Annotated in this window: 17 protein-coding genes, 1 tRNA gene and 3 pseudogenes; 12 read left to right on the forward strand and 9 right to left on the reverse strand. The window is 44.7% G+C overall.

Features of this window, described 5'->3' with window-relative positions:
• Positions 1-32: 32 nt before the first annotated feature.
• Positions 33-2,822: a DUF3536 domain-containing protein gene (locus tag N4J56_RS15620; protein ID WP_317107271.1), complete on the reverse strand. Its 2,790-nt coding sequence runs from the start codon at positions 2,820-2,822 to the stop codon at positions 33-35.
• Between the two features lie 493 nt (positions 2,823-3,315).
• Between N4J56_RS15620 and N4J56_RS15625 the strand changes: the two are divergent.
• The 8 genes and pseudogenes from N4J56_RS15625 to N4J56_RS15660 form a co-directional block, all read left to right on the forward strand.
• A pseudogene (locus N4J56_RS15625) lies at positions 3,316-3,660 on the forward strand (cation transporter); the annotation flags it as partial.
• A 6-nt stretch (positions 3,661-3,666) separates the two neighbouring features.
• Positions 3,667-4,758: a calcium/proton exchanger gene (gene cax / locus N4J56_RS15630; protein ID WP_039716554.1), complete on the forward strand. Its 1,092-nt coding sequence runs from the start codon at positions 3,667-3,669 to the stop codon at positions 4,756-4,758.
• Between the two features lie 220 nt (positions 4,759-4,978).
• Positions 4,979-5,254: a hypothetical protein gene (locus tag N4J56_RS15635; RefSeq protein ID WP_317107272.1), complete on the forward strand. Its 276-nt coding sequence runs from the start codon at positions 4,979-4,981 to the stop codon at positions 5,252-5,254.
• Between the two features lie 85 nt (positions 5,255-5,339).
• Positions 5,340-5,615: a clan AA aspartic protease gene (locus N4J56_RS15640; RefSeq protein WP_410500332.1), complete on the forward strand. Its 276-nt coding sequence runs from the start codon at positions 5,340-5,342 to the stop codon at positions 5,613-5,615.
• A 190-nt stretch (positions 5,616-5,805) separates the two neighbouring features.
• Positions 5,806-6,255, forward strand: a complete 450-nt coding sequence (locus N4J56_RS15645; RefSeq protein ID WP_317107273.1) for a hypothetical protein — start codon at positions 5,806-5,808, stop codon at positions 6,253-6,255.
• A gap of 16 nt (positions 6,256-6,271) precedes the next feature.
• Positions 6,272-6,403, forward strand: a complete 132-nt coding sequence (locus N4J56_RS15650) for a hypothetical protein (protein WP_317107274.1) — start codon at positions 6,272-6,274, stop codon at positions 6,401-6,403.
• A gap of 111 nt (positions 6,404-6,514) precedes the next feature.
• Positions 6,515-7,335, forward strand: a pseudogene (locus N4J56_RS15655) (IS5 family transposase).
• Positions 7,336-7,348: 13 nt separating this feature from the next.
• Positions 7,349-7,777 carry a DUF3987 domain-containing protein gene (locus tag N4J56_RS15660; protein ID WP_317107275.1) on the forward strand — a complete coding sequence of 143 codons (429 nt, stop codon included), beginning with the start codon at positions 7,349-7,351 and terminating at the stop codon, positions 7,775-7,777.
• Here N4J56_RS15660 and N4J56_RS15665 read toward each other — a convergent pair.
• The 3 genes from N4J56_RS15665 to N4J56_RS15675 all read right to left on the reverse strand — a co-directional run bounded on the left by N4J56_RS15665 (position 7,767) and on the right by N4J56_RS15675 (position 9,794).
• Positions 7,767-8,600, reverse strand: a complete 834-nt coding sequence (locus N4J56_RS15665) for an Arm DNA-binding domain-containing protein (RefSeq protein WP_317110646.1) — start codon at positions 8,598-8,600, stop codon at positions 7,767-7,769. The two genes, N4J56_RS15660 and N4J56_RS15665, sit on opposite strands and share 11 nt — an antisense overlap.
• Before the next feature lie 14 nt (positions 8,601-8,614).
• Positions 8,615-9,395 (reverse strand): IS5 family transposase gene (locus N4J56_RS15670; RefSeq protein WP_317107276.1). Its coding sequence is split into 2 segments (ribosomal slippage): positions 8,615-9,059 and positions 9,058-9,395, totalling 783 coding nucleotides; the frame shifts between segments, so codons are not numbered across the junction.
• A gap of 328 nt (positions 9,396-9,723) precedes the next feature.
• Positions 9,724-9,794: transfer RNA gene (locus N4J56_RS15675), tRNA-Gly, on the reverse strand.
• A 266-nt stretch (positions 9,795-10,060) separates the two neighbouring features.
• Here N4J56_RS15675 and N4J56_RS15680 point away from each other — a divergent pair.
• Complete coding sequence (locus N4J56_RS15680) at positions 10,061-10,693, forward strand: GNAT family N-acetyltransferase (protein ID WP_317107277.1); 633 nt, start codon at positions 10,061-10,063, stop codon at positions 10,691-10,693.
• A gap of 469 nt (positions 10,694-11,162) precedes the next feature.
• Complete coding sequence (locus tag N4J56_RS15685; protein WP_317107278.1) at positions 11,163-11,726, forward strand: hypothetical protein; 564 nt, start codon at positions 11,163-11,165, stop codon at positions 11,724-11,726.
• A 10-nt stretch (positions 11,727-11,736) separates the two neighbouring features.
• Here N4J56_RS15685 and N4J56_RS15690 read toward each other — a convergent pair whose 3' ends face one another.
• From N4J56_RS15690 to gorA, 5 genes are all read right to left on the reverse strand, one after another.
• Positions 11,737-12,885, reverse strand: coding sequence for a histidinol-phosphate transaminase (locus tag N4J56_RS15690; RefSeq protein ID WP_317107279.1), 1,149 nt, complete (start codon positions 12,883-12,885; stop codon positions 11,737-11,739).
• Complete coding sequence (locus tag N4J56_RS15695) at positions 12,885-13,532, reverse strand: YqiA/YcfP family alpha/beta fold hydrolase (RefSeq protein WP_410500509.1); 648 nt, start codon at positions 13,530-13,532, stop codon at positions 12,885-12,887. Before N4J56_RS15695 ends, N4J56_RS15690 begins: the two co-directional genes overlap by 1 nt.
• A gap of 179 nt (positions 13,533-13,711) precedes the next feature.
• Positions 13,712-14,560 (reverse strand): DUF4388 domain-containing protein, encoded by an 849-nt coding sequence (locus N4J56_RS15700; RefSeq protein ID WP_317107281.1) that lies wholly within the window; start codon positions 14,558-14,560, stop codon positions 13,712-13,714.
• 302 nt (positions 14,561-14,862) lie between these two features.
• The gene (gene gor, locus N4J56_RS15705; protein ID WP_317107282.1) at positions 14,863-16,242 is read right to left on the reverse strand and encodes a glutathione-disulfide reductase; all 1,380 of its coding nucleotides are present in this window, start codon (positions 16,240-16,242) and stop codon (positions 14,863-14,865) included.
• A 160-nt stretch (positions 16,243-16,402) separates the two neighbouring features.
• Entirely contained in the window at positions 16,403-17,752 is a 1,350-nt protein-coding gene (gorA, locus tag N4J56_RS15710; protein ID WP_317107283.1) for a glutathione-disulfide reductase, read from the reverse strand.
• 401 nt (positions 17,753-18,153) lie between these two features.
• Between gorA and N4J56_RS41015 the strand changes: the two are divergent.
• Positions 18,154-19,959 (forward strand): annotated as a pseudogene (locus N4J56_RS41015) (ABC transporter ATP-binding protein).
• A 91-nt stretch (positions 19,960-20,050) separates the two neighbouring features.
• A complete protein-coding gene (locus N4J56_RS15730; protein WP_410500334.1) occupies positions 20,051-20,431 on the forward strand; it encodes a DUF2237 family protein in 381 nt (126 codons plus the stop codon).
• Positions 20,432-20,441: the final 10 nt, after the last annotated feature.

The following is a 20,441-nucleotide window of genomic DNA, read 5'->3' on the forward strand; positions in this document are numbered from 1 at the left end:
CTTAAAGAGAAATTTCTTGCCTGAGCAAATTGTTATCCAATTCGATCCAACCACCCGCCAACATCTACAGATAATTTTTGTCCCAACCTCAATAGATAGCGTAATTGGGTCAAATCCCACATCGGACGATCGCCATTTCGACTTTCTGCGTCACCGTCAAGAAATTGGAGGCACTGCGGGATAATTTGACTGTGCAGACAGCGGCAGTAAACTTCTTGGACGCGCGCCAAAGATAAACCGAGATTGAGCTGATAACCGATATCGATCGAACGCTCGATTTTTTGAGTTTCTTCTTCTACAGCGACATTACCGTGTAATAGTTGCCAGAGCGATCGCAGCATCATCTGTTCTAGACTTTGTTTGACTTCTGGTAACTTCAACTGACAGCGTAACAAGTTAGCTTCTGTCGCGACTGCTTCCAATTCTGCCAAGTGTTCCCAAGCGTCGCGATCCCCAATTTCTTCACAGAGCGATCGCACCAAATCTAAACAGCGACTACCTAAAGCTATCTCAGCGGCAACTTGCAACTCTTGGGGTACGGGTAAGTAATCGCGGTGGTAAGCCATGAGTACCCCATAGTTATCCCGGTAAACTTGGGTGTAGAGCAGATCTAAGCGCGTCAAGCTTTCCTGACTCAACATCTGGACGATTCGGTGACGTTCCTCGGCAATTAAATCTTGCAAATTGAACGCGCGATCGCCAAATATTTGAATCATCTTCTGAATCGCATGGGCGGCGCTAGCTTGTTGCAAAGACTCAAACACTTGCTCCTTCATCTGGTTGTACGATCGCCGCCCTGTAAATGGCTGAATGCAGCAATGAAAATCCCAGCCACTCAGATGCAACACGGCAAATACTAACTCTTCCTTCTCCCAGGTGATTTCCGATATGAGTTCTAATTGCCCTACAGCTAGAGTCAGCGTACCGACGCGCTGCCATTGGTAGTCTAGCTGATTGACCGTATAGCAATAGATATGAGGAGTAGGCAGCGGGCAGTGGGTCGTCGAAAAGCGATCCAGTTGGCTGTTGACCGTTGACCGTTGACCGTTAGAGCCGATTTCCTGTTTCCTAAACAAGGAGGTAATGGCATATTGAGCGGCAATTTGCTGAAAGTTAACCTGGGCAGTTAGCACCAGTTGACGGTAGACTTCCGCTCCATGACCGAAAAACTCGACATTACTAGGGGCAAGGCTGAGATGGTTGATAAATTCTTTTTCAAGTTGCACGCCTGCCACATCTTCGGCTAGTTCCAAAGCCCTAGCAGCATAGCGCAAAATTTGCGTGCCTTCGGGACGGGAGATTTCTTCAAAGAACCAACCGCAACTCGTATACATTAACAAGGCATGACGCTGCATTTCCAATAACCGCAGGGCATCGACTCGTTCTGAGTCCGTCAGCAGATGCGATTGATGGTGCGAGAGGAAGCGTTGAACGTTAGCCACCGAGCGATCTCGAATCACTTGGATATACTCATCCCGTGCTAACCAGGGGTCGCAGAATAGATTTTTAGCAGCAGTTTCGTAAACATCAATTAAGCGATCGCGCAACCAGTCGAGGGCGTTGCGTAGGGGTCGCCGCCATTTTTGATTCCAAGTACCCCCACCACCGCAACCGCAATCATCTTGCCAGCGGTCTACACCATGCGAACAACTCCAAGCAGTGACGGGTTTGAGTTCTACTTCCCAAGTTGGCGGATCGAGGCTGAGATAATGGGCGTAGTTCGTCACCGTCCAACCTCGGCGGGGAAATTCTTCTGTAAAGGCGTAGGCGAGGGTTTTTTCCGTACCGCCTTTGTGATGTCCGAAAGTTTCACCATCTGTAGCAACAGAAATTAACTGTGCAGAACGGCGATCCCCGCGAATTGCCAATCCCAACCGTCCGATAAAGTGATGGGAATTGCTGAGTGCATCGCTGAAACCCATGTCCCGCGAAATTGGGCCATCGTAGAAGAAAATATCGATATATGGGCGGGAGTCGGGAGTCGGGAGTTGGGAGTCGGGCTGTTTTTCTCCTCTGCTCCTCTGCTCCTCTGCCCCTCTGCTTCCTTGTCCCCTCACTCCTCGCTCCTCACTCCTCACCCCTTCGAGAAAGCAACGATAAGGACGAGTGGGATCGATCTGGCTGCCCCCGACTTCATGCCACTGAGTTACTGGCTGTTCGTCTGTGGGGAGCGTCCGACAGCGTTGGGCTTGGGAGGGGGCAAGGATAATGAAGCGAATTCCCTCTGCTACCAAAGCCTCTAAGGTGGGATAGTCTACCGCAGTTTCCGCCAACCACATCCCTTCGGGAGCGCGTCCAAAACGAGAGCGGAAATCTTCTATACCCCAGCGAATTTGAGTACATTTGTCCCGTTCGTTGGCTAGAGGTAGGATGATGTGATTGTAGACTTGAGCGATCGCATTCCCGTGACCGTTAAGACGAGCGCAACTGTTGCGGTCTGCTTCGATTATCCGCTGATACACCTCCAAATCGTAACGCTCTAACCAAGACAGCAGCGTAGAACCGAAATTGAAGCTGAAATACTCGTAGTTGTTGACGACCCCCAAAACTTCACCGCGATCGTTCAATACCCTGGCAAAAGCATTTGGACGATAGCATTCATGGTGGATGCGTTCGTTCCAGTCGTGAGCGGGTGCAGCACTAGGCTGACGCTCGATCGCATCTAAGTAAGGATTCTCGCGAGGTGGCTGATAGAAATGACCGTGAACGGTCACGTATACACCTGTAGCCGTTTGCAGGGGATTGAGACTTACTTGATGCTTGGCATCGCGATCGAGCGGAAAATTTGATTCAGCAGCTGGAAGATCGGCAGCAGAGGTCATGAAAGTTATATCCAAATTACAAAAATTAATTTTTACAATCTGCTACCCTATATTGCTCAAAGGAGTAGCTATGTAAAATAACGCGCTTAAGACTCTAGATTAAAACTCAAATGAAGCAGAGATCGAGATAGCTGGGGGTAAATCGGTAACTCATGGCATCTGTTGAAGTCAGTCGCACCCTAGCTTGACCTTGCTCCTAAGCAAGAGATCGCACTCGATCTTATTAAACTGCAAGTTTAGGTTTATTTAAGGTTGGCTTAATATTTTTGCAACTAGGTTTGGGGATCGGTACACGAATCTACACGATTGGTTACAAATCAGTTGTCAGTTATCAGTTATCAGCGATCGGGTATTGTACGGGCGGGTTTAGCAAAGATTCACGTCTATGACCAGAAATCTGCACGCGCCCGTACACGTCGATTGTGAAAAGGCGCGAATTGCGAATTACCCATTACCCATTACCTCCGCCTAAAATCAGTTGTACCAATAATTAATCTTTTTAGTCCCGATTATCGGTAACGCCGCAGAACACACTACAGCCGTCACTGTGGCGATGAAAAATAAAATGGATTCGGTATCCGTAGCCTTGGGAGCGAGCTTGCAGATTGCTTTATTTGTCGCTCCCGTACTGGTGATAACTGGCTGGGTGTTGGGACAGCTAATGGATCTCAACTTCAATCCGTTTGAACTAGTAGCAGTAGCAGTGTCGGTATTAATTGCAAATTCTATTAGTTCTGATGGTCGCTCGAACTGGTTAGAGGGTACATTGCTGTTAGCTGCATATGCAGTGTTGGGGTTGGCGTTTTATTTCCACCCCGTAATTGACGGTATTGGATAATTCCTCATGTCGATCAAGAATATTATTTCGCTTGGATTGTTGGTGTTTATTCCGATTTCGATCGCAGCGCGTTATTTAGAGTGGGGATCGCTGACAATATTTATCACGTCGGGGATCGCAATCGTCCCTTTAGCAATTTGGCTGAGTACGGCGACGGAGGAAGTGGCGATTGTTACGGGTTCCTCAATTGGTGCGTTGTTAAATGCCGTATTTGGCAATGCCACAGAGTTAATTATCGCCCTAGTTGCCCTTAAAGAAGGATTGGTTGATATTGTCAAAGCCAGTATCACGGGCAGTATTATCAGCAATCTACTCCTGGCTATGGGTTTGGCGATGTTGTTGGGAGGTTTGCGTTACAAAGAACAGGACTTTCAACCTGTGGTAGCGCGGGTGAACGGTTCTTCCATGACATTAGCCGCGATCGCAATTATTTTACCAACACTGGTGATCGAGACTTCCAGCGGTATAGAACCAGTGGCAATTAAAAATCTCTCCATTGCAGCCGCAGTCGTGTTAATTGTGGTCTACGGCATGACGCTGCTATTTTCGTTGAAAACCCACAGCTATCTATATGATGTGGGATTGGTAGATTTGGAAAATGAAGCTCAACCTGAGTCTGAATCGTCTACCCATAAACCCAATCTCTGGCTGTGGGTTGGCGTTCTAGCCGCCGCTACACTTGCTGTTGCTTACGAGTCAGAGTTATTTGTCGGTCAGGTGGAGGAAGCTACCGCTGGATTGGGATTGACTCCCTTGTTTACAGGTGTAGTGCTGTTACCTCTGGTTGGTGGTGCGGCAGAATACGTGACAGCGGTGCGAGTTGCGGTCAAAAATAATATGGATTTGTCTGTCTCGATCGCGATGGGTTCGAGCCTTTTGGTAGCATTGTTTATGGCTCCTGTATTGGTAATTGTTGGAACTGCGATCGGACAACCGATGGATTTAGATTTCAATCCATTTGAAGCCGTGGCTGTAGCGATCGCTGTGTTAGTAGCAAATCTGATTAGTTTAGATGGGCGTTCTAACTGGTTAGAAGGAACTTTGCTATTAGCAACTTATACGGTGTTGGGATTAGCTTTCTATTTTCATCCGGTCTAATATTCCATAAATTCTCAAGGGTCGAGTGGACTGCGCGTTCCTCGACCACCCCGATGGAGATATAGCGTTAGTTTTATCGACAACTTATGTTGAGTCTCCTGAAAAGTTAGATTCAGAGTTTTCCATAGCCAGCAAGTAGGATGAGCAATGCCTGCCCTATTAGCTCATGAGATATTATGGAGGAGTTCAAAGGGATAGCGTAGCAATCAGGAATCAGCGTATGCAAGCAATCCTGTTAAGCCGTGAAGAGGTCGCCCAACGTGCAAAGCAATTGTACGAAAGTGGTATTCGTCAAAAAGTGGAAACGGAAGAAAACATCGGGAAGATGGTCATTATTGACATTGAAACAGGTGACTATGAAGTTGATAAAACTGGGATACAAGCAGCGCACAATCTGAGTACAAAGCATCCATACGCTCGACTGTTTGGCATTTGTATTGGTTACAATGTCGCTGCTGCATTCGCTGGTGGTGTCATGGAGCGTGTCAGCAAGTGATTTCTGGTATCGTGGTTGATAGGCACGCGATCGTTACATTGAATTTCTTCTTCCAAATGGAGCGACTTTCCCAATTGAGTTTGCCGTGGATACAGGCTTCACCGACTATCTGTGTTTGCCACCGGAAGCAGTCACTTTATTAAGGTTGCCCTTCCTATACGATCTTTCCGTGAATTTGGCAGATAATAGCGAAGTCTTGGTGACAGTTCACGAAGCCACTATACTCTGGAATGGTAAGGAAAAATCTGTTCGTGTATTTGCAACAGGACGACGACCCCTGATTGGAACGGCTTTGCTGAATGAACAAGAACTTGTAATTCAGTTCACTGAAGGCAGTTTAGTCACAATCGATCAGTTGTAGCTCTATCTCGATGTATGCAAGCGCAGGCTAACAATTCAAATGTAGCGGACGGTTAAAAGTCTCTGGTGCTGAGTTCGAGGCTATCTATCGCCGCTGATTCGCTCCATTAACTTTCTGAGCAGTCAAGCAAAAAATACAAATGCAATACAGCATGTTACACCATAAGAGATTACAAGTGTAGTGAAAATTCATGCAAGTTTTATCACCTTATGGGAAAGATGTTCTTGCCGAACTAAAAGACATCTATGGTTTCAGTTCGATCGCAGCAGCAACAGAATTTGTAATTCACCATCTTCAGCAAGAGTATCAGTTTCAAGTAATTTCAGTCGAATCATTGCATATTGCTTATGGGCTGGTGGCAAAACTCAAGGCTGATGGTGAGATTTACCATCTTAAATTTGCTTCGCACGAGATGCACGAAAATCCAGAGCAACTGTTTCCCTGGTTGGACTACGCCCGAAAGCAAGGGATGTTACTGCCTGAAATCATTCCGGCGAGCGATCGCAGTTGGTATTTGTCACCGTTGAAGGATGTTGGCTCGGATTATGATATTGTCTACCTGATGCGTGACATTCCAGGAAAACCAGTAGAACAAGCAAGCAAACAATTATTGCAGCAGTATGCTGAGGCAATGGCTTAGTTTCATAGGATTGGATTTGTATTCGTATCCAGTGCTGGAGGCTGATGATTGGACTTGGGAAAGCCAGTGGGAAGATCGCCACGATCTACGGAACGATCTCAAAGATTGTCCTTTCATCTCGCAGGAAATTAGACTTCTTGCAAATTAGGATATGTAATCCAGATGGAGCTAGCAATGGACTGTAGCGCTTGCCTGCAGCTCCACAAAAGTAGAAAAATCACGACATCACAATCAATCAGCGTCAGGCAGGAATTCTAAAATAGCTCAAACACTATCACAATTACAATTCAAACGCCGCTGCGGCGTGCGACCAGAGACCTTCAAGCACATGCTCGAAGCGCTTAAACCTGCCTGGAGAGCCACGCCAAAACCTGGTGTCAAGCCGAAATTGGGCATTGAAGCGCGAGTGCTCATTGCCCTAGAAGATTGGCGGGAGTATCGCACCTACTTCCACATTGGTAGCAGTTGGGGTGTGAGTGAATCAACCGTCTGCCGCATTGTTCATTGGGTGGAAGAGCGGTTGATGGACTCAGGGCAATTTCGCCTACCTGGGAAGAAACAACTGGTACGTGGATTTGGTCAGCCAACTGTCGTGGTGATGGATGTGACCGAAACGCCGATTGAACGACCGAAGCGTCACCAACGTTGGTGTTACTCTGGCAAGAAGAAGCAACATACGCTCAAATGCCAACTAGTGATTGAGCTTTGCTCTGGACGGATTATTTGCACCTACTAAGGCATTGGACGACGGCATGACTTCAAGCTATTTCAAGTTTCAGGGGTTCACTTTCACCCACAAATCGAAAGCTTGCAGGATAAGGGATATCAGGGGATCCAAAAGTGACATGCGCTCCAGTCGTCTACCTCACAAGAAACCTAGAGGTGGACAACTCACACAGGCGCAAAAGTTAGACAATCGAGCCTTAGCCCGTCGTCGAGTGGTAATTGAGCATGTCAATCGTTGAAGCGAAAATTTTCCGCATTTTAGCACAGCGCCATCGCAACCGTCGTCGGCGCTTCGGGTTACGCTGTCATCTCATTGCTGCTTTATACAATTATGAATGCTCTCAAGCAGCTTGATTTAATTTGCAAGATGTCTAATCTAGAACGCTACGACAGCTTGAAGGGAGACGAGCGTAGAGATGCTTTCCCTGATGGTAGACCGAAGGAGCCACGCCAGAAAATCTACTATTTCAGTTCTACCAACGGTGAAGGACTTGTCGCACAGGTGCAAGCACACCCGCAACAGGGCATCTTGTACGTTCAAGATGAATTAGCGGCTATTTTCAAGTCCCAAAATCTGTACCGAGGCGGGCGCGGATCGGATGAAGAAGATTTGTTGAAGTACTATGACGGGCAGGGCAGCACTGTATTGAGGATTGATCGCTTGAGAGTCGATTTGCCGAGTTTGTTGCTGTCAGTACTGGGGGTATACAGCCAAAAGTTTTGCAATCATTCATGCGGGATTGCTCAGATCCCAACGGCAAATGGGCAAGGTTTATCTTCGCCATTCAACCCCTAGCAGCTTCCCAAATGTACGAGGATAGCGGCAGCTTCAGTATTAATCCGCTGCTGATCGATCTAATTGCCTGCTCAAAACTAATGAACCTAAAATCATTGCTAACGTGTTTCCATTGAAGTGCGATCGCTTCACTGGGACGGCAACCAGTCAGAAACAAAAACTCAATATATGTTTTGTAGTGACTGTGCTTGAAAGCTGAATGCTTTTTACAGAAAGTGTTGTTGGCGATCGCATCAATGATGGTATCTCGTTCCATCACTGTGAACGGGTAAATGTCTTCGTCTTCCGTACTCTTCTGAGATTTTGGTGGTTTAATTTCACTTGCCATCCCAATAAATGGATTTTCAGAAATCAAACCCGACTGCATCGCCCATTTACAGCAGGCATTGAGTCTAACGAGAAACCGCTTACATGACTCAATCGGAAATGTTTTGAGCGCATAGTCTCTAATCTCACTGGCTTTGCTGAGATCGCGAGTAGGTAACTTGTACAGATACGTAGTAAAGTGTCCGTAAACATAGATCGTTGTATTTTCCGAGCATTGGGGTCTTTTATACTCCACGAACTTTTCCCACAACTCAGCCAATGACGGATTTACTGGGGTAGAGATTGGGGTAACAGTGCTAACGGTCGAAAGTGTTGTCTGTGGTTTGTACTTTGCCAGCGTTTCGTCAAAGTTACCGGAAATGATATCAAGCTCGATCTGGTTTGCTCTCATCTGTGCTAGCGAGCGTGTTGCTGGCGTATCGTCGAAGCCAAGTGAAAGATAATGACGCTTCCCAGCATAAGAGAAAACTAGCTGTAGCCGACCATTAGAGCTGATTTATAAAGTAAAAATCAAGCAGCTAGTCGTCTCAGCATCAGCCGTACCATAGCAACGTAGACCATAGATTCACTTATTTCCGGTAGGAGTTCATAATCCTTACTTAGTCGTCGATAGCGTCCTAGCCAGCCAAAAGTTCGTTCAACTACCCATCTTCTGGGCAAAACTTCAAACCCATCTGTAATCCGCTTAACTATTTCTACTTCTGCACCGCAGACTACCATTACAGCTTGTGCAAAATTCTCTCCACTGTAGCCACTATCTGCCCAAATTAGCTCTAAAGACTTAGAGTTATAGCACTCTTCTAGCAATGCCACTATTGCTCCTAATCGTTCTGAAGCATTAGCTTCGGTGATTACTACACCCATTAGTAGTCCTTGAGGATCTACTACGACATGGCGTTTGCGACCTTTAACTAGCTTGCCGCCATCAAAGCCGGATACTTCCCCTTTTTTCCGTCGTTTTTACGGACTGGCTATCCACAATTGCAGCAGTAGCTTGATGAGATTTGCCCAGCTTCATCCGTACTTGTTCACGTAAGGCAAGATTTATCTGCTGCCAAATTCCTCGTTTTTGCCAACGCCGAAAGTAATAATAAACCGTTGAATAGGGTGGGAAGTCATGTGGTAGCATCTCCCAAGCACAGCCAGTTTTCAGCAAATAAAAGATGGCATTTACTACCTCACGCATATCCACAGTACGTGGATGTCCTCCTGGTCTTACAGGTGGAATTAATGGTTCAATGATTTGCCATTCTCGATCGGTTAAATCACTTTTGTAAGCTTTTCTACTCATGAGGCAATGCTTTGGGCTACTGTCTTGTCATAGTAAAAGCCTCTTGCCTCCATTCTCGCTGCTTTCAACTTTTCTTTATAAATGACCTCTTAGAGTTTTTGACTCGAACGGCTCCTTTGGAAGCCTTCTGTTTTATGCCTTCTGAGTACATATATCTCTTGGGGTAAATGCCAATAATTTACCCCAACTTTACCCCAATTTTCACTCCAAAAGCACCTAAACTACCCCAATTTTTGGCACGATTTTAGAACTTTTGTACTAGTCAATCAAATGACATAAAACTTGAAAAACCCTTGAAACCGTTGATTTTCAAGGGTTTTGCTCAAAAAGCGGGCAGCGAGAATCGAACTCGCATCAATAGCTTGGAAGGCTATGGTTTTACCACTAAACTATGCCCGCACGCTGTTGACGATACGAGATGCCGCTACTGGACAACTCAATTAGAATAACATAGATTTTATTGAGTTTGCACGCAGTTACTCAGCAATCGGGAAGTAGGGAGTGGTGAAGTGGCTAGCGCTCGTGACTTTTTGTTCTGACCTCTGACTTCTGATAAGTCTTCCATAAGCTATTCTGGTCTTAGCTGTAGCGATCGTTTAGGATATTTGGCAGTGGGCAGCTTATATGTTTCAAAATCTTCCTCTTTGACTCCATCTAATTTTCAAGTGCCGACATCGCAACCAGGCGATCGCAACCTCCACTGGCAAGTTCGTCCTGCCGGACTGGAAGATGTGTCGAGCGTCGCAGAAATTTTGGCAGACAGTTTTCACTCTCGCGAAGGATTTTTTGGTTGGACTTACCCGTTATTGAGAGTGGGTATTTATGAAGACATTCGCCATCGCATTCATGCTACTGCCCCCCATCACGTCTGTCTAGTCGCAGTGGAAAAAACTGCACAAAACGAAAATACAGGTATGTATTCCCATGACAGTACATTAGGTATAGCTGGAACAGTAGAACTGGCATTACGTACAATCCCGCTGGGAACCGCTTACAGCTTTACTTCCTACCGCCAAAGCTATCAATATCCTTATCTTTCAAATCTAGCCGTTCATACAACTCGTCGCCGCCAAGGAATAGCCGGGAAATTACTGCTTAGCTGCGAACAAGTTGCTAAATCTTGGGGTTTTGACGATCTATTTCTCCATGTCTTAGAAAACAATCATCAAGCACGACAACTCTATCTAAAATTGGGATATCAGTTAGAACGAATTGATACAAGTTGGAGCCATTGGCTGTTTCAACAACCTCGGGAGCTACTATTACACAAGCGCCTCAAATCCAGCAATAGTACTTGAATGCAACTTTGGTACTGACAGCTAGATTGAAAACTTGACACTGGAATGACAATCTCTGACATTGAGCGGTGCAAAGCTGTCCATTCCTTTCAGGTCGCTCTATCTATTCCGCTACTAGCAAAAAGGATACAAATTGTAACCGCTGCCAAATAATTAAGTAAAAGTTAAAATATTCAAGCAATCTGGTATTAATTATTGCTTAATATAGATATTAGCCTCTTCTCAGCCTATAAGATTTATGAATTTAATCTTTATTAAGGCTTTAAACTTACCTCATAGTTACTTTATATCAGCCTTTGCTAGATCAAATAGAATATGAAGCAAAATGGGTAACCAAAGACATAAAGTTGCGTTTTTGTTGGCTCAGTCGTCATGTTTTGGATCGAAGGGAAGGCAAAGCAGTTGGATTTGACTCCTAGCTACTCTTTATACTTACAAACCCACAGAAAACTTATCTTGAGTAGGAAAAATGGATAGTAAAATCCGATCGTATTACCAACCTGCTCTACTACTAGCCCAAACCCCTTGTAGCAGTATCGGCATTACCGATTCCTGTGGTTCTAGCAGCATGACACATATTAACGAAAGTCAGAATGCTTCGGAAATTCTACAGCTGCTGCACAACGGGCAAGTACTGATGGTTAACAGTCGCCGCAGAAATGGCTTGATCGTGATCAAGCGCTTTCATGCAGAATTTGCCGGACCTGGAGCCGCAGTGGGGGGGTTTTACGATCGCGATTGTCAAGCAGCAATACCAGTCGGGAATCTTTCTTTAGTTACGCCTGAATCTCATGAAGACTGTCAGAAAGCTTACTTAATCCGACGGCAGTGGATTCGGTTAATGAAGCAAATTACCGAGAAGACAGTTCCCCAGCAACGAGTGCAAAAAATTCTCGAACAATTTGAACAGTATTTTGACACGGAAACTGTAAATCGCGTTTCAGACGAGGCTTTTGCCCTGCTAGTTGGCATTCTGCCCCAAACTGTTGCTATGGTACGCCGACCGAGTAGCATTGAGCGCCGCCGACTTTAAGGTACAGAGTTTAGGAGTTAGGGAAAACTGACAAGATTCTCTCTAAAGTACGAGCATTTTCCTCTGGTATGCCGATAGTTATTCGCAAGCCGTTGCTAATCTGTCTGACTAACGTACCGCTGGCTTGTAACTGTTGATGCAACTTGCTAAGGGAATCGCTTTCTAGGGCGATCGCATCCTGCTGTAACTGAATAAAAATAAAATTAGCCATACTTGGATAGACTTTGAATTGAGGGCAAGCGGTTAAAGCCTGCATTAGCTTGCTTCTTTCAGATAAAATTTGGGGAATTGCGCTTAATAAGGTATGACGATACTGAAGAGCAATTGCGGCTGCTGCTTGAGAATATGTAGGTAAATTATAAGGGAGACGAATTTTTTCCAAAGTCATAATTAATTCTGGATGCCCGATCGCATAGCCTACCCGATGTGCTGCCAAGCGAAAAGCTTTGGAAAATGTCCGCAATACAATCCAATTCGATCGGTGCAATAATTCGCTGGCAACAGTTGTTTGACTAAACTCGAAATAAGCTTCATCAATGACGACTAAAATCTCCTGTGGCAAGCTACGCAACCACTCCAATTCCGCTGTAGTTAAAGCATTAGCTGTAGGTGAATTGGGATGGACGACAAACACAACGCGGATGGGAGGATTTTGCTCGTTCGCAATCGCCAATTTTGCCGCAGCTAGATCGATCTCGAAGTTGTCGGGGTTTCGCCCCACCGCGATCGCGGGAATACCCAAAGTTTGAGCTAAAATTCCATACATCGAAAAAGTAGGATTGGCAACTAAAATCGCTCCCTCTCCCTGCAAGCAAGTCGCAATTAACAAAGAACGAATCAGTTCGTCCGAACCATTACCGACAGAAATGCTGGCACTGGTAAAACCAGCATCAGCTAGTACCGCTGACTCACTGACATATTGGGCGATCGTACTTTTGAGCTGAGCGTGTTCCCCATCAGGATAGCGGTTGCTCTCCAGTGCGTGTTGATACATCCAGGCAAGCTTTTCTTTCAACTCTTGGGGTAGATCGAACGGACTTTCATTCGTATCTAAGCGATCGAGCGAAATTGACGACTCAACAGCTTTTCCAGATGAGCTGTTGGGATGGGGTTTGTAAGCTGTGAACCGAGCCAGATCTGAGCGGATGAATGGCAGCATTACTTGCCTGATAACTGACAGAAAGCTTTAATTATATCCCAAATCTCAGGCAGGAGATTAGCTAAAGCGTGGTCGCTATCTAGCTCGATTAAGTGTACCCAAGGGCGGTGACGCGCAAAATTGCGGCTGGATTGAACTGGAATCACTTCATCATGAATCCCGTGAAGAATGAGAGTAGGGAGAGGGCGGGATATTTCTGTTTCTCGATACTGGGTGGCATCGAGAACGAAATTATAATTTAGAGGTAGTAGGCAGTTTTCGCCGTAATGATAAGTTTGTAGATACCTATCTGTCTGCCATTGCTGAAGCTGTGCCGTGCCTAATCGCGGCAGCCAGTGGGTGAGAAATTCAAATGCAGGTGCGAGTAATACTAACCGTTGAATTTGCTGGTAATTCTGCCCCAACCAAGCTGCGGTTAGCCCACCTAAACTAGAACCAAGAACTGTGACAGATGCAGGAAGTGGTGGTAACAGGGTAACAACTTGATGTAACTGCCGCGTGATTGTTAAATGTGAAAAATCGCCCTGATTGAGATCGGGAACGCATAAAGATAGACCGATTTGGGCAAAGCGATCGCATAGATAGGCTGCCTTAGCTGACTGAGGGCTAGAGGCAAAACCATGTAAATAGAGGAACTTGCTACTCAGATGTGAATCTGTTCTCAAAACGGTTGACGGTAAACGCTGCGCTACACTCCGTAAAGACGATTGACAGTTACTGTGCTGTATTTAGTTACAGGCAACTACACACCATTAATCGTCTTACCCATAAATTTAACGCTTTAACGTTAACAAATTCACGTTGACAAATTCACGTTGACCGAGCATTAGACAATTTTAGTATTGAGTAAGTTGACTAAATTCTTGACCAGCGAAGGATTAGCCCCAGCTGCACCATTTGCTCCCACGCCAATTTCAGTCACTATTTCTTCAGGTGTCTCCCCAGACATGAGAGAGGTAGAGACAGAGCCTAATAACCCAACGACCTTCATCCGAAAAGCGATTTGTTGGATGGATTCTAATGGTTGTTGCAACTGCTTGGCGATCGCTTCAATTGAAGTTTTACCATTAACGAGTTCCCATACTTGCCTTTCTTGGGCATCGAGCTGGAATCGCGGCTTAGCAACAACATTCTTATTCAAAACGTCAGATGGGGTTGGCAGTTTTGCCGTAAATGGCTTCCAGTCTCGCAAGACCCGCAAACCTAATAAAGTTGCCTCCGCTACTGGCAAGCTCAAACCCGTCATTTCGATTTTCGGTAAAGTCGCTTGCGAATTAAAGCTAAAATGACCCCGCGATAATTTAAATAAAGCGCAGACAGGCTGAATGACTTGAGCGTGAAACAAAACCTGTAATTGTTCGGCATTCAACTGTCCGTTTGTTTTCAACTCAACTCCCAGAGGATGTTCTATGCCATTTGGCTCAGACAAGATATTGAGTAATTCTGGTGCGATCCAGCCCCGCTTATCGATCATTGAGAGCAAGTGCTGGTTATCGAGTTGCTCGACTATTGCAACAATACCACCTGCTTGAAACCAGAGATAGCAGCTTTTTCCTAGTTGAGAGTCGTCACTTGGTTCAAGCTCAAGCGAAAGTAAGCCTGTTTGGTGAAATTGCTCGATGAAATGAAAAATATTCAGTAAGGAAAATTCTAATAATTGTCCGGTAATTTCCATAATTGGCTGTTCTCGATTTGATTCCCACCCTTGCCAAGTCTTGTGATGTTACTTACATCTTCACTGCTATGAATGCTGCTAGATAAAAAGAGCTAAAGCTTTTATCTAAAAATATTACAAGCCATTTATAACAACTGTAGTTGTCGAAAATATCCGTGAAATTATTGATATTTGCGATCGCGCTTGGCAGGCTTACGCAGATTGTCCACAATAATATGGCAAAAAAACAAGCTAGCCGCGATCTGACTAGCTATGAATAAAAGTAGAAATGAATTCGCCGGAAACAGGAATTAGTTTTACCATTAACGCATAGTGACGAATTCTTCAGCGGTAGAGGGATGGATGCCAACAGTAGCATCGAAATCTTTTTTGGTTGCGCCCATAGTCACGGCGATCGCTACTCCTTGAATAATTTCCGCCGAGTATTCTCCTACCATATGCGCTCCTAACACTCGTTCGGTCTGAGCATCGACAACTAATTTCATCAGCGTCTTATCAGCAGCACCAGTCAAGCTGTGAAATAGGGGACGAAAACGGGCGCGATAGATCTTCACCCCATCTTCACTCAGTTGGGCGATCGCGTCATCCTCTGTCATGCCGACAGTAGCAGCTTCGGGAGTAGAAAATACGGCTGAAGCGACGATTTCATGGTTAAAAGCACGGCGCAGATTACCAAATTCTGTATCCGCGAAAGCACGACCTTCACCAATGGCGACAGGAGTGAGGTTAATCCGGTCGGTACAATCACCGACAGCAAAGATGTGCGGCTGTGAAGTTTGACTAAATTCGTTCACCGCGATCGCCTTAGTGGTACTGTAGCCTGGTCCTTCTAGGGAACTGGGAACTAAATCTATGCCTGCATTTTCTAAGCCAAGTCCTTCGACATAAGGAGTACGACCAGTTGCAGCTAAAACCACATCGGCAACAACTGGTTCTCGATCTTGGTCAGAGAGCGTTAGCTTTAATCCTTCGGGAACGCGATCGATCGCCGTAACAACATTATCAGCGATTACATGAATTCCGTGATGAATCATGCCCTGCTGAATTTCATTACGGATGTCGCGATCGAATCCTCGTAAAATCAAATCTTTGCGAATAATTTGGGTAACTTCGCAACCCAGACCGCGCATAATACAAGCAAATTCCACCCCAATGTAACCAGCTCCAATAATCGCTATGTGTTTGGGTTTTTCGGGCAGGTGAAACATTTCATTCGAGGTAATGACATGTTCCATACCTGGAATGTCTGGTTTAATCGGACGACCGCCAACGGCAATTAAGATTTTTTCAGCCGTGACTTTGCGCCCGTCTACTTCGATAGTGTGGGGATCTACCAAAGCGGCGCGACTGGGAATTAACTCGACTCCAGCTTTTGCTAAAAAGTTGATATGCAACTGAGAAAGACGGTTCACTTCGTTATCAATAACAGTGATGAAGTGTTGCCAATCTAAACTTGTCTCGCCAACCTGCCAGCCATAACCCGCAGCATCGTGAAACAAAGCCGGAAAGCGAGAACCGTAGACCATGAGTTTTTTCGGAATACAGCCTCGGACGACACAAGTACCACCAACGAGACTTTCTTCTGCGATCGCTACCTTTGCACCGTAGCTAGCTGCCCGTTTAGAAGCTGCTAGTCCTCCAGATCCAGCGCCAATGACGAATAAATCGTAGTCGAATGTCATGAGTCAATATGTTCCTATGGTAGTTGGTAGTTAGTCGTTGGTAGTTGGTAGAAAAATTATCTATCACCTATCAACTGATATGGTCGCAATATTTAAGTTGTGGTGAGATAAATTGTTGGAATGGGAGGGTATCTAGCAGGCGTACTGTACGGGTTAAGATTTAATCTAACAAGAAGAATTCCTCTGCGGTAGTTGGATGAATGCCAAGGTTTGCGTCAATATCTTGTTTCGCGATGCCTTTTTGGATCGCAACTGCCAGACTTTGAATAATCTCAGCAGCATTTTCGCCTACCATATGCGCGCCTAACACGCGATCGCTGCGCCGATCTACCACTAATTTCATCATTGCCTGCTCGGAGCGATCTGTCATGCTGTAAAACAGAGGTTCAAATTGGGTACAGTAGCATTGCACGACATCGCCAAATTGTTCGCGTGCTTGCGCTTCTGTCAATCCTACAGCAGCAGCTTCAGGACGGGCAACGACAGCGGTAGGAACGAGAGTGTAATCCATTTGTGGCGATTGTTTGTCAAAAATCGTGCGCGCTACTGCCCGACCTTCTGTTCGGGCAACGGGGGTCAATTGCTTGCGATTGGTACAATCACCCACAGCAAAGATATGCGCTCGGTTCGTGCGACTATAGGCATCAACTGCGATCGCGCCTTTTTCATCCAATTCTACCCCAGCGTTTTCTAGACCCAGGTTTTCAGTATTGGGGCTTCTGCCTGTGGCAAAGAGAACGGTATCGGCTGTGACGAATTGAGGATTGTTACCTTCTAAAACAACTTGCAATCCTGTAGCATCTTGTTTGATTTCTTTTGCCGTTGTGTTGCCGAGAAATTGAATTCCTCTTTGACTCAATCCCTGCTGTACGGCAGTACGAATATCGTCATCAAATCCCGATAAAATTGTTTCATCGCGATCCATTAATGCCACTTCGACACCGAAGGCATTCATCATGCTAGAGAACTCCACACCAATATAGCCGCCACCAACAATTGCTAACCGTCGCGGTAGTTGAGGAAGTTCAAACATTTGACGGGATGTAATTGCATATTCGATCCCGGGAATTTTTGATGGTTTGATGGATTTGCCACCGACAGCAACGATAATCTTATCAGCCGTGATTTTGCGTCCGTCGATTTCTACGGTGTGTGGATCGATAAAAGTTGCTTGACCCCGAATGACATCAATTCCCGCCTGTTGAAACTTGTTTAAAAAAGACTGGCGACGCTGTTCGATTTGTTGATGGACGGAGGCGATAAAATACGACCAATCAAACTGGCGATCGCATTTGCTCCAGCCGTAACTTGCAGCTGCGCGATCGTGTAAGGCAAAATCAGCAGCGTAGACGATAAACTTTTTAGGAATACAACCGCGATTGACACAAGTACCACCAACTGCCTCTTGTTCGGCAATTCCAACGCGGACACCGTAAGTTTTAGCTTGTCTTGCAGCGGCTACTCCCCCAGGACCAGCACCAATGATAAACAAGTCATAATCGAAAGCCATAGTGAATTTAAGAAAAATTTAAGCACAAAGCTCTAAACTTATCGGATTCTCTGTTTTATTTCCTCTCTCTGCGGTCTGCTTTTTCTTCCGATACTCGCTTGACAAATTTGCCACAACTGTAGCTACAAGCGCGGCAGAAACAGCGATTGGTCAATTATCAAACGATCGTGTCTTTCCTGTCTTATCCCACAAACTGCTGTGGAGTGTAGGTGGTGATCGCCTAAAGTCTCGGTATATTAGTATATTTACTTATTTATCTATTTAAGTGTTTTTACGTAAAAGCGCTATTTTTACATAAACCAAACAAAATTTAAAGATTGAGTAAAATTACAAATTGTTGAGTAGCCTTTTTAACTTGCTTAAACTACGATTGTGGCTGAGTATAGCTAACTTATATCTACATGATCGGCTACTTATCTAAGTTTTTTTATATCCTTGCGGGCAAGAGAAGACAACTATTTTTCCTGATATTCTTCTTTCTCTTGACTTCTCTAATGGAAGCAATAGGAATTGGGCTAGTTGGACCATTTATTGCCTTGGCAAGTAATCCCCAGGTTATCTATCAAAGTTCCTGGCTCCATTGGATTTATACTAAGTCGGGATTCCAAAATAATCAACAATTTTTATATTTACTGAGTGCGGCAACTATCGGAATTTTATACTTCAAATCCTTCCTAAGTTTTTACGGTCAAAAGTATGTATTTCAATTTTCCTTCAAACAGCAACAAGGCGAACTCTCAGCAAAGTTACTTCGCTCTTATTTTAGCAGCACCCTACACTTTTCATTTAAATCGAAACTCAGCATTATTAATTCAGAATATTGTCAACGAGACTGATAAATTCTGCACTCATTTTATGCTACCTTTTCTTACATCTTTAGCCAATATCACTGTGATATTGGCTTTGATTTTTTTGCTATCGAGAACAAACTTAATAGCAACATTAAGCGTAGCAGCAATTCTTTTACCAGCCTTTGGTTTGATCTACTTTTTCAGATCCAAAATTTCGCAATGGGGGCAAGAAGCCTCTGAATCTAATACAGAAATGATTCGGATTATCAATCATGGATTAGGAGGACTGAAAGAGACACGCATTATTGGCTGTGAATCTTATTTTGAGAATCAAATGAAAGCCCAGATTGATAAATTTGCTTTTGCACTTAGCTCCTTTCAAGCATTTTCAATTTTACCGCGCATCTTACTGGAAGCTATTCTAGTAACTTTTTAGTTGGATTTACAATTATATTTCTACTATCTAATCAGAATGCAGAAAACTTAACTTCTGTTCTGGGTGTGTTTGCAATGGCTTCAATTCGCCTGCTGCCATCAGTAAGTAATACAATCTATGCTTTTGGCATCATGAGAAATAGTACTTATTCAGTTGATAAAGTTTATTACGATTTAAAAGAAATAGAAAATCTAGAAGTCGAGCGGGGTCAAAAAATACTAGACGAGCGAAGCTTACGCAAGTTATTTGATTCAAAAAGCTATAGCAAATGCTGTCTGCCATTCGAGCAAGAAATTATTTTAGACAAAATTACTTATCGCTATCCTAGCGCCACAGAAACCAATCTCAAAGAAATTTCTTTACACATCAAGAAAGGTCAGTCTATTGGGATAATTGGTAAATCTGGAGCAGGTAAGACAACATTAATTGATGTCATCTTGGGACTTTTAGCACCGGAAACAGGAAATATTAGAGTTGATGGTAAAACAATTTACAACGATCTGCGCTCCTGGCAAAATTTAATTGGCTACATTCCGCAGTCTATTTTTCTGATAGACGACACAATTGAGAAAAATATTACTTTTGGTGTTCCAGACGATCTGATTGACAAGCCAAGATTAGAGAAAGCCATTCAGTCAGCTCAGTTAGAGGAATTGATCGAGCAACTTCCCGATGGAATCAATACAGTTGTTGGCGAACGGGGAGTACGCCTCTCGGGAGGACAACGCCAGCGAATCGGAATTGCTCGCGTCCTCTATCACGAACGGGAAATTTTGGTGCTAGATGAAGCTACTGCTGCATTGGATAACGAAACTGAAAGTCTTGTCAGCGAAGCTATTCGCTCTCTCAGCGGGACTAAAACTATGATTATCATAGCTCACCGTCTTTCTACTCTCGAACATTGCGATCGCGTCTACTCGATTGAAAAAGGTCAAGTCGTTAAATCGGGTAGTTATCAAGAAGTTGTTGCGTGCGTGTAGATTCTGAAAAGAGCTAGCGATCGAGCATTTGTCTTAAAATAGGAGATCTTTATAAAGCAAATAAAGAGAGACTTTTGGAGAGATGACGATCGTGGCACAGGCTAGAAATGTTCTCGGTAGCGAACTGAAAACTTGTTGCAGCGCTCCTATGACTGGGTATTACCGTGATAGTAAATGTAATACTGGTGCAGGCGATTACGGAGCGCATGTCGTTTGCGCAGAACTAACGGCAGAGTTCTTGAATTTTACCAAGTCACAGGGAAACGATCTCAGCACGCCCGTACCTGAGTTTAACTTCCCTGGCTTAAAACCAGGCGATCGCTGGTGTTTGTGCGCTTCTCGTTGGAAAGAAGCTCTAGATGCTGGTGTTGCACCGCCCATAATTTTACAGTCAACTCACGCATCGGCACTAGAATACGTGTCTCTGAGCGAACTCAGGCAACACGCTCTCGATCGCGATCCAACTGAGTAAAATGTCAATC

Origin of the sequence: Chroococcidiopsis sp. SAG 2025 (assembly GCF_032860985.1) — a bacterium.
GTDB lineage: Bacteria > Cyanobacteriota > Cyanobacteriia > Cyanobacteriales > Chroococcidiopsidaceae > Chroococcidiopsis.

Excerpts from the sequence above, each read along its gene's own strand:
- gorA (WP_317107283.1), bottom strand. The coding sequence starts at position 17,752 with ATGGCTTTCGATTATGACTTGTTTATCATTGGTGCTGGTCCTGGGGGA.
- N4J56_RS15645 (WP_317107273.1), top strand. The coding sequence starts at position 5,806 with ATGCAAGTTTTATCACCTTATGGGAAAGATGTTCTTGCCGAACTAAAA.
- cax (WP_039716554.1), top strand. The coding sequence starts at position 3,667 with ATGTCGATCAAGAATATTATTTCGCTTGGATTGTTGGTGTTTATTCCG.
- N4J56_RS15690 (WP_317107279.1), bottom strand. The coding sequence starts at position 12,885 with ATGCTGCCATTCATCCGCTCAGATCTGGCTCGGTTCACAGCTTACAAA.
- gor (WP_317107282.1), bottom strand. The coding sequence starts at position 16,242 with ATGACATTCGACTACGATTTATTCGTCATTGGCGCTGGATCTGGAGGA.
- N4J56_RS15635 (WP_317107272.1), top strand. The coding sequence starts at position 4,979 with ATGCAAGCAATCCTGTTAAGCCGTGAAGAGGTCGCCCAACGTGCAAAG.
- N4J56_RS15700 (WP_317107281.1), bottom strand. The coding sequence starts at position 14,560 with ATGGAAATTACCGGACAATTATTAGAATTTTCCTTACTGAATATTTTT.
- N4J56_RS15620 (WP_317107271.1), bottom strand. The coding sequence starts at position 2,822 with ATGACCTCTGCTGCCGATCTTCCAGCTGCTGAATCAAATTTTCCGCTC.
- N4J56_RS15685 (WP_317107278.1), top strand. The coding sequence starts at position 11,163 with ATGGATAGTAAAATCCGATCGTATTACCAACCTGCTCTACTACTAGCC.
- N4J56_RS15660 (WP_317107275.1), top strand. The coding sequence starts at position 7,349 with ATGTCTAATCTAGAACGCTACGACAGCTTGAAGGGAGACGAGCGTAGA.